The 13,944-nt window shown below is 71.3% G+C and carries 15 protein-coding genes; 4 read left to right on the forward strand and 11 right to left on the reverse strand.

What is annotated here, in order from left to right; genetic code table 11:
* Positions 1–285 precede the first annotated feature (285 nt).
* Positions 286–615, reverse strand: a complete 330-nt coding sequence (locus AD017_RS05165) for a hypothetical protein (RefSeq protein WP_060573221.1) — start codon at positions 613–615, stop codon at positions 286–288.
* 7 nt (positions 616–622) lie between these two features.
* Positions 623–1,339 carry an alpha/beta hydrolase gene (locus AD017_RS05170; protein ID WP_349675460.1) on the reverse strand — a complete coding sequence of 239 codons (717 nt, stop codon included), beginning with the start codon at positions 1,337–1,339 and terminating at the stop codon, positions 623–625.
* A 122-nt stretch (positions 1,340–1,461) separates the two neighbouring features.
* Between AD017_RS05170 and AD017_RS05175 the strand changes: the two genes are divergently transcribed.
* The gene (locus AD017_RS05175; RefSeq protein ID WP_227012662.1) at positions 1,462–1,740 is read left to right on the forward strand and encodes a hypothetical protein; all 279 of its coding nucleotides are present in this window, start codon (positions 1,462–1,464) and stop codon (positions 1,738–1,740) included.
* A 300-nt stretch (positions 1,741–2,040) separates the two neighbouring features.
* Here the strand turns inward: AD017_RS05175 and AD017_RS05180 are convergent, their stop codons facing one another.
* The 6 genes from AD017_RS05180 to AD017_RS05205 form a co-directional block, all read right to left on the reverse strand.
* Positions 2,041–2,817 carry a succinate dehydrogenase/fumarate reductase iron-sulfur subunit gene (locus tag AD017_RS05180; RefSeq protein ID WP_010224771.1) on the reverse strand — a complete coding sequence of 259 codons (777 nt, stop codon included), beginning with the start codon at positions 2,815–2,817 and terminating at the stop codon, positions 2,041–2,043.
* On the reverse strand, positions 2,814–4,712 hold the full coding sequence (locus tag AD017_RS05185) for a fumarate reductase/succinate dehydrogenase flavoprotein subunit (protein WP_010224773.1): 1,899 nt from the start codon (positions 4,710–4,712) through the stop codon (positions 2,814–2,816). The genes AD017_RS05180 and AD017_RS05185 overlap by 4 nt, the downstream gene beginning before the upstream one ends.
* Positions 4,713–4,718: 6 nt before the next feature.
* Positions 4,719–5,531: a hypothetical protein gene (locus AD017_RS05190; RefSeq protein WP_060573225.1), complete on the reverse strand. Its 813-nt coding sequence runs from the start codon at positions 5,529–5,531 to the stop codon at positions 4,719–4,721.
* 356 nt (positions 5,532–5,887) lie between these two features.
* Positions 5,888–6,637 (reverse strand): succinate dehydrogenase/fumarate reductase iron-sulfur subunit, encoded by a 750-nt coding sequence (locus AD017_RS05195; protein ID WP_060573227.1) that lies wholly within the window; start codon positions 6,635–6,637, stop codon positions 5,888–5,890.
* Between the two features lie 11 nt (positions 6,638–6,648).
* Entirely contained in the window at positions 6,649–8,616 is a 1,968-nt protein-coding gene (locus AD017_RS05200; RefSeq protein ID WP_010224779.1) for a fumarate reductase/succinate dehydrogenase flavoprotein subunit, read from the reverse strand.
* Between the two features lie 3 nt (positions 8,617–8,619).
* Positions 8,620–9,342: a succinate dehydrogenase cytochrome b subunit gene (locus AD017_RS05205; RefSeq protein WP_082538391.1), complete on the reverse strand. Its 723-nt coding sequence runs from the start codon at positions 9,340–9,342 to the stop codon at positions 8,620–8,622.
* Positions 9,343–9,429: 87 nt separating this feature from the next.
* Between AD017_RS05205 and AD017_RS05210 the strand changes: the two genes are divergently transcribed.
* Complete coding sequence (locus tag AD017_RS05210) at positions 9,430–10,389, forward strand: LysR family transcriptional regulator (protein WP_029239203.1); 960 nt, start codon at positions 9,430–9,432, stop codon at positions 10,387–10,389.
* Between the two features lie 15 nt (positions 10,390–10,404).
* On the opposite strand, the gene AD017_RS37340 is transcribed toward AD017_RS05210, so the two are convergent.
* The 3 genes from AD017_RS37340 to AD017_RS05225 form a co-directional block, all read right to left on the reverse strand.
* The gene (locus tag AD017_RS37340; protein ID WP_349675461.1) at positions 10,405–11,586 is read right to left on the reverse strand and encodes a regulatory protein RecX; all 1,182 of its coding nucleotides are present in this window, start codon (positions 11,584–11,586) and stop codon (positions 10,405–10,407) included.
* 2 nt (positions 11,587–11,588) lie between these two features.
* Positions 11,589–12,641, reverse strand: a complete 1,053-nt coding sequence (gene recA, locus AD017_RS05220) for a recombinase RecA (protein ID WP_010224787.1) — start codon at positions 12,639–12,641, stop codon at positions 11,589–11,591.
* A 248-nt stretch (positions 12,642–12,889) separates the two neighbouring features.
* The gene (locus AD017_RS05225) at positions 12,890–13,084 is read right to left on the reverse strand and encodes a DUF3046 domain-containing protein (protein ID WP_029239204.1); all 195 of its coding nucleotides are present in this window, start codon (positions 13,082–13,084) and stop codon (positions 12,890–12,892) included.
* Positions 13,085–13,161: 77 nt separating this feature from the next.
* Here AD017_RS05225 and AD017_RS35180 point away from each other — a divergent pair, with 77 nt between their 5' ends.
* Positions 13,162–13,323, forward strand: a complete 162-nt coding sequence (locus AD017_RS35180) for a hypothetical protein (protein WP_010224792.1) — start codon at positions 13,162–13,164, stop codon at positions 13,321–13,323.
* A gap of 96 nt (positions 13,324–13,419) precedes the next feature.
* The gene (locus AD017_RS05230) at positions 13,420–13,920 is read left to right on the forward strand and encodes a hypothetical protein (RefSeq protein WP_010224794.1); all 501 of its coding nucleotides are present in this window, start codon (positions 13,420–13,422) and stop codon (positions 13,918–13,920) included.
* Positions 13,921–13,944: the final 24 nt, after the last annotated feature.

Consider the following 13,944-nt stretch of genomic DNA (forward strand, 5'->3'; position numbering starts at 1 on the left):
GTGGACCGCGGTGCGCGCGTTCGCGCCGTCGGGCAGCAGGTCGGTGCGGGTGCCGTCGTCGGTGCGGCGGACGAGCTGGATGCGCCCGCCCTCGGTCGCGCGGCCCTCGGCCCAGATCACGCCGGTGCCCTCCGCACCGGGGGCGCCGTCCGGGCGGACGTCGCCGAGCCGCACCGCGGCCGTCACCACCAGTTCCGACGTCACCGGTGTCGGCCAGGACCCGTAGCCCGAGATCGTCACGGCACCCACGCTAGTTGCTCGGCGGCGGCCCGGGACACGCCCCCGTCAGCGGCGGGCCGCGACCGCCTCGCGCAGGAGCCGCACCGCGACCGGCAGCGACCCGGGCCGCAGGACCGGCGCGATACCGAGCACCCCGCGCATGCCCGGCCACCAGCGGACCTGCCCGTCGGTCCGCACGACACCGACGGCAGGCACCCAGCACCCGGCGACGTCGGCGGGCAGATTCGGGTAGATCTCGGCGAGCCGCGGCTCCCGGCAGGACCGTGCGCGCACCCGGACGGTCACGCAGCCCGGCAGCTCCTGCGCGATCCGCGAGCACGTGGCGCAGCGCGCGTCGTGCACCACGACCAGCTCCCGGATCCGCGTGCGCGCCACCCGGGCATCATCGCCCCAGCAGCGTCCCGGCCAGCTGCGCGGGGTGCGAGAGCATCGGATGGTGCGCGCCCGGGACCGCCTCGGGGACGACACCGCGCAGCCTGCGGGCCACCACGGTCCGCATGAACGCCGACGGGAACAGCTTGTCGTCGCGGCACAGCAGGAACCGGGTCGGGACGTCCGGCCAGCCGTCCCGCGGCCACGGCTGCTCCCACGCCGTCGACGACTGGTCGCGGTCGTGGCGCAGCGCCTCGGCGGCGACCTCGTCGGGGACGTCGTGGAAGAACAGGGCGACGACGTCGTCGGGGTCCCGGCCGTCCCGCGCGTCCTGGTCCGCCAGCGCGGCGGCGGCCCCGGTGGCGGCACCCCAGCCGGACGCGGGCTCGCCGGGTGCCGGGACCATCGCCGTCACCAGCACGAGCTCGCGCACGGCGAGGCGGTCGCACACCAGCGGCGCGGTGAACCCGCCGAAGGAGTGCGCGACGACGACCAGGTCGTCCGGCTCCCCGTCACCCCCGGCCTTCACCGCCTCGACGACGGCGTCGGCGTAGTCCTCCAGGCGGGCGCCGTCGTCGTCGCAGGGCAGGTCGACCGGGACGGCGCGGTGTCCCCGGCCGGTCAGCTCCCACATCAGCGGGCCCCAGTACCAGGTGTCGGTCCCGGCCCCGGGCACCAGCGCGAACGTCGTCATGGTCCTACGACCGGCGCCGGCGCCGGAACTCATCGGTGCTGCTTCTCGTCGGTGCTGCTTCTCGTCGGTGCTGCTTCTCGTCGGTGCTGCTTCTCGTCGGTGCCGCGGCCGCCGGGCCGCCGGTACGCTCGGTGGCCCGTCCGTCAGGAGTGCCGATGAGCGAGCCCACGCCGAACCCGCCCGCCGTGCCGGACCCGGACGTGCCCGGCGGCCCCGTCGAGCCCGCCGGCCCGGTCGGCGACTACACGGAGTCCGGTGCCCCGACCTTCGAGTTCGTGCGCGACCGGATCGAGGGGCGCGCCGCGACGGCCGCCGCCGCGGAGGAGCTCGCCGGCGGGGACACCCGCGCCCGGGAGGCGGAGGACGCCTTCGCCGACCGGGAGCGCAAGGCCGCCGACCGGCTGGAGGAGATCCGCCGCTCGATGGGTCGCTGAGTCCGGAGCTCCGCCGGGCCGCCCTGCCGCGACGACGGCGCCGGGCGGTGGCGGCTGCCCCGGGACGACGGGGGGCGAGCCGCTCGGGTGACCGCCGACCGGTCTCGCCCGCGCCGTCCCGACCACTGCCGCCCCGGGTGTGTGTCCGGTGAACTCGCTGCCCCAGGCAGCGATCTCAGCGGACCCCCTGGTCCGCGGCACCGCCCGGCGGGCGGTGACACGGGCGGCGACACGGACGGGGACACGGACGGCGGCGCCGACGCGGACGGGCCGACGGCCCGCCGCGCCGCGGGGCAGCTCTCAGGACCCCGGCCGTCGGAAGATCTTGCTCCCCAGCCAGACCAGCGGGTCGTACTTCCGGTCGACCGCCCGTTCCTTCATCGGGATCAGCGCGTTGTCGGTGATCTTGATGTGCTCGGGGCAGACCTCGGTGCAGCACTTGGTGATGTTGCAGAACCCCAGGCCGTGCTCCTCCTGCGCCTCGACCGCGCGGTTGCCGTGTGCGTCGAGCGGGTGCATGTCGAGCTCGGCGGTGCGCATCAGGTACCGCGGCCCGGCGAACGCCTCCTTGTTCTCCTCGTGGTCGCGGACCACGTGGCAGGTGTTCTGGCACAGGTAGCACTCGATGCACTTGCGGAACTCCTGGCTCCGCTCGACGTCGACCTGCTGCATCCGGTACTCGCCCGGCTCGACGCCCTCCGGTGGCACGAACGACGGGATCTCGCGGGCCTTCGTGTAGTTGAACGACACGTCGGTCACCAGGTCCCGGATCACCGGGAAGGTCCGCAGCGGCGTGACCGTGACGACCTCGTTCTCGTCGAACGTGTTCATCCGCGTCATGCACAACAGCCGCGGCCGGCCGTTGATCTCGGCCGAGCAGGAGCCGCACTTCCCGGCCTTGCAGTTCCAGCGGACGGCGAGATCTCCTGCCTCGGTCGCCTGCAGGCGGTGGATGACGTCGAGGACGACCTCGCCCTCGTTCACCTCGACCGGGTAGTCGACGAGCTCGCCCTTGGTGTCGTCACCCCGCCAGACGCGGAAGTGCTGCAGGTGGGTGCCCTTCTCGGTACTGGTCACTGGGATCCCTCCGCACGGTGACCGCCCAGCTCGTCACCGGTGTAGTACTTCTTCAGCTCGTCCATCTCGAACAGGTCGAACAGGTCGGACCGCATCGCGATCTGCTCCTGCCGGGTCAGCTCGACGTTGTCCTCGCCCAGCGCGGAGCAGACCAGCAGCAGGTGCCGCCAGTCCGAGTCCATGACCGGGTGGTCGTCGCGGGTGTGCCCACCGCGGGACTCCTGGCGTTCCAGGGCCGCCTTCCCGACGCACAGCGAGACCAGCAGCATGTTCCGCAGGTCGAGCGCCAGGTGCCAGCCCGGGTTGAACTGCCGGTGCCCCTCGACCGAGACCGTCCGGGTCCGGGTCGCGATGTCCTCGAGCTTCTTGAGGGCCATCTCCATCTCGTCGCCCTTGCGGATGATCCCGACGAGCTCGTGCATCGTCTTCTGCAGCTCCTGCTGCACGACGAACGGGTTCTCCCCACCCTCGGTCGCCGTGGAGAACGGCAGCAGCGCGCGGTCCAGGGCCCGGTCGACGTCGGCCTCCGCGACGACGGGCCGGCCGCGGTCGGCGTGCTGTGCGGCGTGGAGCCCGGCGCGGCGGCCGAACACCAGCAGGTCCGACAGCGAGTTCCCGCCGAGCCGGTTGGAGCCGTGCATCCCGCCGGCGACCTCACCGGCCGCGAACAGTCCCGGCACCCGCGACATCGCGGTGTCCGGCTCGACCTCGACGCCACCCATCACGTAGTGGCAGGTCGGGCCGACCTCCATCGGCTCCTTCGTGATGTCGACGTCGGCCAGCTCCTTGAACTGGTGGTGCATCGACGGCAGCCGCTTGAGGATCTCCTCGGGCTTCAGCCGGGTGGAGACGTCGAGGAACACGCCGCCGTGGTCGGTCCCGCGGCCGGCCTTCACCTCGGAGTTGATCGCCCGGGCGACCTCGTCCCGGGGCAGCAGTTCCGGCGGGCGCCGGTTGTTGTCCGGGTCGGTGTACCAGCGGTCGCCCTCCTCCTCGGAGGTCGCGTACTGCTCCTTGAACACGTCCGGGACGTAGGAGAACATGAACCGCTCGCCGTCGGTGTTGCGCAGCACGCCGCCGTCGCCGCGGACCGACTCGGTGACCAGCAGGCCCCGCACCGACGGCGGCCACACCATCCCGGTGGGGTGGAACTGCAGGAACTCCATGTTGATCAGCGAGGCGCCGGCCCGCAGGGCCAGGGCGTGGCCGTCGCCGGTGTACTCCCACGAGTTCGACGTGACCGAGTAGCTCTTCCCGACGCCACCGGTCGCCAGCACGATCGCCGGCGCGTCGAACCGGACGAACCGGCCGTCGTCGCGGAAGTAGCCGAAGCACCCGGAGATCGCGCCGTCGGTGGTGAACAGCTCGGTGATGGTGCACTCGTGGAAGACCCGGATCCGGGCCTCGTAGTCGCCGGTCTCGGCGAAGTCCTCCTGCTGCAGCGAGACGACCTTCTGCTGCAGGGTGCGGATCAGCTCGAGCCCGGTGCGGTCCCCGACGTGCGCCAGCCGCGGGTAGGTGTGCCCGCCGAAGTTCCGCTGGCTGATCTTGCCGTCCTTCGTGCGGTCGAACAGCGCGCCGTAGGTCTCGAGCTCCCAGACCCGGTCCGGGGCCTCCTTGGCGTGCAGCTCCGCCATCCGCCAGTTGTTGAGGAACTTCCCGCCGCGCATGGTGTCGCGGAAGTGGACCTGCCAGTTGTCGTTCGGGTTGGCGTTGCCCATCGACGCCGCGCAGCCGCCCTCGGCCATCACGGTGTGCGCCTTGCCGAACAGCGACTTGGAGATGATCGCGGTCCGCTTGCCCTGCAGCCGCGCCTCGATCGCCGCCCGCAGGCCGGCACCACCGGCCCCGATGACGACGACGTCGTACTCGTGACGCTCGATCTCTTCGGACATCTCAGGTCACCCCACGATCCGCAGGTCGGAGATCCAGCCGGCGGCGACGGCCATGACGTAGAAGTCGGTCAGGGCGAGGCTGACCAGCGTCGCCCAGGCGTATCCCATGTGATGGGTGTTGAGCTTCGAGACCTGGGTCCACAGCTTGTAGCGGACCGGGTGCTTCGAGAAGTGGTTGAGCCGGCCGCCGACCGCGCTGCGGCACGAGTGGCACGACAGCGTGTAGCCGAACAGCAGCACGACGTTCACGACCAGGATGATGTTGCCCAGTCCCAGGCCGAACCCGCCGCCGGGCTTGGCGAAGGAGACCACCGCGTCGTAGGCGTTGACGAGCGTGATGAGCCCGGCGATGTAGAAGAAGTAGCGGTGCGCGTTCTGCAGGATCAGCGGGAACCGCGTCTCACCCGTGTAGCGCTGGTGCGGCTCCGCGACCGCACAGGCCGGCGGGGACAGCCAGAACGCCCGGTAGTAGGCCTTCCGGTAGTAGTAGCAGGTCAGCCGGAACAACAGCAGGAACGGCAGCGAGATCGCCGCGTACGGCAGCCACCACACGTCCGGCAGGAACCTGCCGAAGTGCGCGGCGCCCTCGACACAGCCGACCGAGACGCACGGCGAGTAGAACGGCGTCAGGTAGCCGTACTCGGCGACGTAGTAGTAGTCCTGCATGAACGCGCGGACCGTCGCGTAGGCCACCCAGGCCACGAACGCGACGAACGTCGCGAGCGGTGGTAGCCACCATCTGTCGGTGCGCAGCGTGCGTGCGGCGATCGTCGCCCGGCCCGAGCCGGTCCGGCCGCTGGTGTCAGTGGTGGATGACACGCGCGGGAGCTCCTGTCGTCTCGACGACGTCGGCGGCCCCGTCGCCCCGGGGGGGTCCCGGCCCGACACACCTGACACGACGCCGTGTCCTGTCGATCCTCGTCCGTCGCACGAGGAGCACGACGGTCGCCAGAGCGTACGACCCGGATCACATGTGATCTACGTCGGCATCCGGAATGTGACGTGGATCGAGACGTGACTCACAGGTCACGCGCCGTCGAGAGCCGATCCGCGGAGCGTGACGGCCGCCGGCGCCGTCGTGCGGCCCCACCCGGCACGCCGACGGCCCGGCCCACCCCCGCGTGCGGAGGTGGACCGGGCCGTCGGTCCCCGGTGCGGCACGAGGCCGCCCCGGCTCACTTCTTCCTGCCGCCCACCGTGGCCGCGAGGTAGTCGCGGTTCAGCTGGGAGATCACGTCGAGCGGGATCTCCTTCGGGCAGGCCGTGGCGCAGGCGCCGGTGTTGGTGCAGCCACCGAAGCCGGCGTCCTCGTGGGTCTCCACCATGTTGACGACGCGCTCCCACCGCTCGGGCTGGCCCTGCGGCAGCTCCCCGAGGTGGGTCAGCTTCGCCCCCAGGAACAGCGACGCCGACCCGTTCGGGCAGGCCGCGACGCAGGCACCGCAGCCGATGCAGTTCGCCGCGGCGAACGAGCGGTCGGCCTGCGCCTTCGGCACGGCGTTGGCGTTGGCCTCCGGGGCCGAGCCGGTGTTCGCCGAGACGTAGCCGCCCGCCTGGATGATCTTGTCGAAGGAGCCCCGGTCGACGACCAGGTCCTTGATCACCGGGAACGACCACGACCGGAACGGCTCGATGACGATGGTGTCGCCGTCGGAGTAGTGCCGCATGTGCAGCTGGCAGGTGGTCGTCGCCCGCTGCGGGCCGTGCGGCTGGCCGTCGATGACCATGCTGCAGGCACCGCAGATGCCCTCACGGCAGTCGTGGTCGAACGCGACCGGCTCGTCGCCGGAGAGGATGAGCCTCTCGTTGAGCACGTCCAGCATCTCGAGGAACGACATGTCCTCGTCGGCCTCGACGTCGTAGGTGGCCAGGCGACCCTTGTCGACCGCGTCGCGCTGACGCCACACCTTCAGAGTCAGTTTCACGTCTGCTCGCCTTACTTGTAGCTGCGCTGGGTCGGGTGCACGTACTCGAAGACGAGCTCTTCCTTGCGCAGGACCGGAGCCTGCCCGCGGCCGGTGTACTCCCAGGCCGAGGTGAAGGAGAAGTTCTCGTCGTCGCGCTTCGCCTCGCCGTCCTCGGTCTGGCTCTCCCCACGGAAGTGACCGCCGCAGGACTCGCGACGCACGAGCGCGTCCAGGCACATGAGCTCGCCGAGCTCGAGGAAGTCGGCCACCCGGCCGGCCTTCTCGAGGCTCTGGTTCAGCTCCGCGCCGGTACCCGGCACCTTGACGTTGCTCCAGAACTCGCGGCGCAGCTCGGGGATGCGGTCCAGCGCCTTGCGCAGGCCGTCCTCGGTCCGCTCCATGCCGCAGTAGTCCCACATGATCTGGCCCAGCTCGCGGTGGAACGAGTCCACCGTGCGGGTGCCGTTGATCGACAGGAACTGGTCGATCCGGTCGGTCACCGACTTCACGGCCTCGACGACCTCGGGTGCGTCCTCCGGGACGTCGTCGAGGTTGTGCGTGGCGATGTAGTCACCGATGGTCACCGGCAGGACGAAGTAGCCGTCGGCCAGGCCCTGCATCAGCGCCGAGGCCCCGAGGCGGTTCGCGCCGTGGTCGGAGAAGTTCGCCTCGCCGCCGATGTAGAGGCCCGGGACGGTCGACTGCAGGTCGTAGTCGACCCAGAGGCCGCCCATCGTGTAGTGCACGGCGGGGTAGATCCGCATCGGGACCTCGTACGGGTTCTCCCCCGTGATCCGCTCGTACATCTCGAAGAGGTTGCCGTACTTGGCCTCGACGGCCTTGCGGCCGAGCCGCTGGATGGCGTCGTCGAAGTCCAGGTAGACGCCGAGCCCGCCCGGGCCGACGCCACGCTTCTCGTCGCAGACCTCCTTGGCGGCCCGGGACGCGATGTCGCGGGGCACCAGGTTGCCGAACGCCGGGTACTTGCGCTCGAGGAAGTAGTCGCGCTCCTCGTGCGGGATCTCGTTCGGCCCGCGCTCGTCGCCGAGCTTCTTCGGGACCCAGACCCGGCCGTCGTTGCGCAGCGACTCCGACATCAGGGTCAGCTTCGACTGGTGGTCACCCGAGACCGGGATGCAGGTCGGGTGGATCTGGGTGAAGCACGGGTTCGCGAACAGCGCGCCCTTGCGGTGTGCCCGCCAGGAGGCGGTCACGTTGCAGCCCTTGGCGTTCGTCGACAGGTAGAAGACGTTGCCGTAGCCGCCGGTGCAGAGGACGACCGCGTCCGCGGTGTGCACCTCGATCTCGCCGGTGACCATGTCACGGGCGACGATGCCGCGGGCCCGGCCCTCGACCACGATCAGCTCGAGCATCTCGTGCCGGGTGAACATCTCGACCGTCCCGGCCTGCACCTGACGCTCCAGCGCCTGGTAGGCACCGAGCAGCAGCTGCTGGCCCGTCTGGCCGCGGGCGTAGAAGGTCCGGGAGACCTGCACGCCGCCGAACGAGCGGGTGTCGAGCAGACCGCCGTAGTCGCGGGCGAAGGGGACGCCCTGCGCGACGCACTGGTCGATGATCTGACGGCTGATCTCGGCGAGCCGGTGGACGTTCGACTCGCGGGCGCGGAAGTCGCCGCCCTTCACGGTGTCGTAGAACAGCCGGTAGACGCTGTCGCCGTCGTTGCGGTAGTTCTTCGCCGCGTTGATGCCGCCCTGCGCGGCGATCGAGTGCGCACGCCGCGGGCTGTCCTGGTAGCAGAAGTTCTTGACCTGGTAGCCGGCCTCGCCGAGGGTGGCCGCGGCGGCACCGCCGGCCAGCCCCGAACCGACGACGATGATCTTCTTCGAGCGCTTGTTGGCCGGGTTGACCAGCTTCACGCCGAACCGGCGGCGCTCCCAGCGGGTCTCGATCGGACCCGACGGGACGGCCTTGTCGACGACCGGCTCGCCGGTCGTGTAGTCGCTGTAGGACACGTGGTGGGTGTTGGCGTCAGTCATGGATCAGACCACTCCGAACGTGACGGCGAGGGGCACCGAGACGAACCCCAGGGTGAGCACGACGGCGAACACCGTGGCCACCGTCTTGATGGTGCGCTCACGGCTGTTGCTGGACCACCCGAGGGTCTGGATGCCGGAGAAGATGCCGTGCTGGACGTGGAAGCCCAGCGCGACGACGGACAGCACGTAGAACAGCGTCACGTACCAGCGGTGGAGGGTGAAGTCGGCCGCGAGGTTGTCGTACGCCTGCAGGTGCACGCCGTTCGGGTTGAGCGTGCCCGCCGTGAGGTCGAGCAGGTGGTAGATCACGAACAGCACGATGATGACCCCGCCCCAGCGCATGGTGCGGGCCGCGTAGCTGCCCTTGACCTTGTAGGAACCACCCGCGTACTTGATCGGGCGGGCCCGCTTCGCGCGCAGGGCCAGCACGGTGGCCGACCAGATGTGCGCGATCACCGACACCAGCAGGACCACGCGGACGATCCAGAGCATGCCGCCGTAGGGCAGCGCGGGCTCGAGGATCGTGCGCAGCCAGGCCGCGTAGTGATCGATCGACTCCGGCCCGAAGAAGATCTTCAGGTTGCCGATCATGTGCAGGACGACGTAGAGCAGCAGGAAGACGCCGCTCACCGCCATCACGAGTTTCAGGAACGCGCTCGGCGTGCGCGGACGCCGGGGCTTGGCTGCAGTCTTGGCTGCACCGCCCGCCCGGGACTTCTCGGACATGGTGACCACGGAGACCAGTGGACATACCAACGAGTGGGACCGTCCAATGCATCGAGCGGTCAACTGTCATAGCCGTAGGCTATGCACGTGACACTTCAGCAGCTCATGTACTTCGTCGCCGTGGCGAACGTGCGCAGCTTCACTCGTGCGGCCGACCTGGTGGGTGTGGCGCAGCCGACGCTCAGCAAGTCCCTGCGCGCCTTGGAGAGCGAGCTGGGTGCCCCGCTGATCAACCGCGGGTCGGTCGTGACGCTGACACCGGCCGGCGAGGCCGTACTGCCACTGGCCCAGCGGATGCTCGCAGACTCCGACATGGTCCGCTCGACGGTCGCGGAGATGGTGGGTCTGCGCAGCGGCCGGGTGCGGGTCGGGGCGACGCCGTCGCTGTGCATCGGCGTGCTGTCGGACGTGCTGCGGGTGTTCCACGCCCGGCACCCGGAGATCGCCGTCGAACTGGCCGAGGACGGGTCGCAGCCGCTGGAGACGGCGCTGGTGCGCAACGAGCTCGACGTCGCGCTGGTGATCGTCCCGCCGGACGGCGTCGACCCCGCCCTGCACTCGGCTCCCCTGCTCCGGGAGCGGCTGTCGGTCGCGTCGCCGCGGGCACGGCGGCCCCTGACCTCGCGCGGGTCGATCGCGGTTCCGGAGCTCGCCAAGCACGACCTGGTCATGGTGCGGAAGGGCTACGACCTGCGTGAGGTCACGCTGCGGGCGTACGCGGTCGCCGGGGTGACGCCCCGGATCGCGGTCGAGGGCGGCCAGATGGACGCGGTACTGCGGATGGTGGAGGCCGGGACGGGCGTCGCGGTGGTGCCCGACCTGGTGTTCATCGGACGGCCCCGGCTGCGGCGCACGGTGCTCACCCCGGCACTGCACCGGACCGTCGCGCTGGCCCGTCGTGCGGACATCGCACCGACGCCGGCGGTCATCGCGTTCGCGGACACCCTGCTGGAGCACATGTCCGACACGTCGGCGTCGCTGCGGGAGGGGACGAACGACGTGCAGGTGCTGCACCGGCACCGCAGCGGGCGGGAGCTCCTGGGCTGAACCGGCCCGAGCCGGTCAGTCCTCCGGTGGCTCGCCGAGCTCGTCGGTGTCGGCGCCCGCGGCGGCGATCTCCTCCTTGACGACGCCGTAGGCGACACCGGGGCCGTAGCCCTTGCGGGCGAGCATCCCGACGAGCTTGCGCGCGGTCGACTGCTGCTCCTCCCGGGAGCCGACGGGCAGCCCCCGGAGGCGCCGGGTGACCAGCTCACGGGCACGTTCGCGCTCGGAGTCCTCGTCGATCTCGGTGAGCGCCTCGTCGGCCGTCTCGCGGTCGACGCCCTTGCGGTGCAGTTCGAGCGCGATGGCCCGCTTCCCGAGGCCGCGGTGGCGGTGCCGGGAGCGGACCCACTGGTCGGCGAACGCCTTGTCGTCGATCAGGCCGACCTCGTCGAACCGCTCGAGGACGCGACGCGCGACGTCGTCCGGGATCTCCTTGCGGCTCAGGGCGTCGCCGAGCTCCTTGACGGTGCGCGCCCGGTCGGTCAGCAGGCGCAGGCAGATGCCCTTGGCCCGCGTCTCCTGCTCGGCGGGGGTCTCGTCGGGCGGGGGCGTCGATCCGCGTCCCCGGCCGCCACGACCGGTCCGGGCGCCACGAGCACCTCGGCCGCCCCGGCCGCGCGCCGCGCGCCCGGTCCCGGCGGTGTCGTCCCCCGGCTCGTCCCGTTCCTCACTCGGGCCGGCCACGTCGTCGGAGCCGCCCGGTCGGTCGCCATCCGGACGGTTTCCCTCCGGTCGACCGCCGGAGCCACGGCGATCGGCCCCGCGGCGCCCGTCCCGGTCCGACGGGCCGGTCCGGCGGTCGCTCCCCCCGGGGCGCGCCCCGCGGGAGCCGGACAGGCCGTCGAACGACACGACCCGCGGGCCGTCGTCCTCGGGCGGCGGCTCACGGTCCTCGGTGAGCTCGCCGACCGTCAGGGGGAGCGGGGCACCGGCGTCTGCCTCCCCACCGGCACTCAGCTCCTCGAACGCGAGACGCCGGGGAGCGGGCGGGGCCTCGTCTCCCCCGTCAGCAGCAGCCTGGTCGACGTCACCGCTGACCGGCTCGGCCGCGGCCCCGGCACCGGTGGCCTCGGCTCCGTCGGTGTCACCCTCCGGGAACCCGTCGTGCACCTCGCCGGAGGAGTCGTCCGCGCGGCTCCCCGACCCACCGAACAGGTCGTCCAGCGAGACGGACGACGCCTCCTGCTCCCCGGGCACGCTCAGAAGTCGACCGGGGCGGGCAGCGCCTCGACCGGAGCGGCCTCCTCGGCGTCGACGACGGCGCCGATCCCGAGCTTCTCCTTGATCCGCTTCTCGACCTCGGCAGCGACGTCCGGGTTCTCCTTGAGGAACTTCCGGGCGTTCTCCTTGCCCTGCCCCATCTGGTCGCCCTCGTAGGTGTACCAGGCACCGGACTTCCGGATGATCCCCTGCTCGACACCCACGTCGATCAGCGAACCCTCCTTGCTGATCCCGACGCCGTAGAGCACGTCGAACTCGGCCTGCTTGAACGGCGGGGCCACCTTGTTCTTCACGACCTTGACCCGGGTCCGGCTGCCGACCATGTCGGTGCCGTCCTTCAGGGTCTCGATGCGCCGGATGTCCATCCGGACCGACGCGTAGAACTTCAGCGCCTTACCACCGGTCGTGGTCTCCGGGGACCCGAACATCACGCCGATCTTCTCGCGCAGCTGGTTGATGAAGATCGCGGTGGTACCGGACGTGCTCAGCGCACCGGTGATCTTCCGCAGCGCCTGGCTCATCAGCCGCGCCTGCAGGCCGACGTGGCTGTCGCCCATCTCGCCCTCGATCTCGGCGCGCGGCACGAGCGCGGCGACCGAGTCGATGACGATGACGTCGAGCGCGCCGGAGCGGATCAGCATGTCCGCGATCTCCAGCGCCTGCTCACCGGTGTCCGGTTGGGAGACCAGCAGCTCGTCGGTGTCGACACCGAGCGCCTTGGCGTACTCCGGGTCGAGCGCGTGCTCGGCGTCGACGAACGCGGCCACGCCACCGGCGGCCTGCGCGCTGGCCACCGCGTGCAGCGCGACCGTGGTCTTACCGCTGGACTCCGGGCCGTAGATCTCGACGACACGGCCGCGGGGGATCCCGCCGACGCCGAGTGCGACGTCGAGCGCGATGGATCCGGTGGAGATGGCACTGATCGGGACGCGGGTCTGGTCGCCCAGACGCATCACCGAACCCTTGCCGTGGTTCTTCTCGATCTGGGCGAGGGCGAGTTCCAGCGCCTTGCCGCGGTCCGGAGCGGACATCTCTTGACTCCTCGCTGGTCGGCGATCGGGGTCTGCTGCTGTCTTTCGGGGAGGCACACCGCAACGGTATGGGGTACCCCCGACAGTTCCGGTGGCCGGATCGGCACCTGTGGACAACTTCTCGGGTCGTGCAGCGTCGTATCCCGGCCCGAACGATAGGCGAACACGCGTTCGATCGGATACCCGACACGCCGACCGGACGCTCCGGGGAGCCGAACGGTCACGCGTCGTGGCGGTGGTGCCGCCCGTCAGCGGCGGGTGGCCGGCACCTCGTAGGCCTGGCACACGGCACGCCAGATCCGGCGCAGCTCGAAGCCGGACTCGATCGCCTGCTCGACGGTCTGGCCGTCCAGCTCGGCGAAGACGTGGTCCCGGGACAGCGACGCCGCCCGCACCGGCCCGAACTCGCCCTCCATCAGCTCGCGGAAGTGGCTCAGTCGCACGGCCGTGAGGGTAGACGCCGTCACCGTTCCGTGCGGTCCGCACCCACGGTCGTCCGGTCGGCGGTACGATGGGCAATATGTCCGAACTGCTGGCGTCCGCGCCCGTCGACGTCGCCGACGAGGTCCTCGCGACGACCGGTATCGGATCCCCCCTCGCCTGGCAGATCGTGTCGCTGCTGGCGCTGCTCTCCGCCCTCGTCGTGCTGGTGCGCTGGTGGATCCAGCAGCGCAAGCGCTGACCGGCGGCCGGTCCGGGCACGCGCCGCCCGGGCGTTAGGCTCCCGCCCCGGACACGAGGGCGGACGCCCGCGGGGACGACGAGGAGGCCGGGACCGATGGCACGCACGGAGCAGGACCGCGAGACCGAGGTCGAGGACGCCTACCGCCTCGTCTCCGACGTCCTCGAGGGGGCCGTGCGCGAGACCCTCGCCGCGCCCGGGCCCGATCCCGCGCGCTTCGCCGTCCGGCAGCTCACCGCCGTCGACAAGGAGCTCCCCGACGACGCCACCCCGCCGGGCTGGTCGCTGGCGTTCCTGGTGCTCGCCGACTGGTACGACGCCGCACGCACCGCCCTCGCCGACTCCGAGGACCGCGCCGAGCGGGCCCTGGGGTGGATCGAGCAGCACATGGGCCGCCGGTTCGCGGCCCGCGCCCGCTACACCGTGACCCCGCTCGTCGACCCGGACAACGCGCGGGAGACCTCGCTCTACGTCGACGCGCTGGGCCCGGACTTCCTGCCGACCATGGTCTGGACCGTCGCCGGGCTCGTCGCGGAGTTCCCCGCCGACGACACCGAGGAGATCTGGCCCCGCACCCGGGCCGACTCCCGCCGCTGACGCCGCTGGTGGGACCCGGTCCGC

The sequence above is a fragment of the Pseudonocardia sp. EC080619-01 genome (assembly GCF_001420995.1).
Lineage (GTDB): Bacteria > Actinomycetota > Actinomycetes > Mycobacteriales > Pseudonocardiaceae > Pseudonocardia.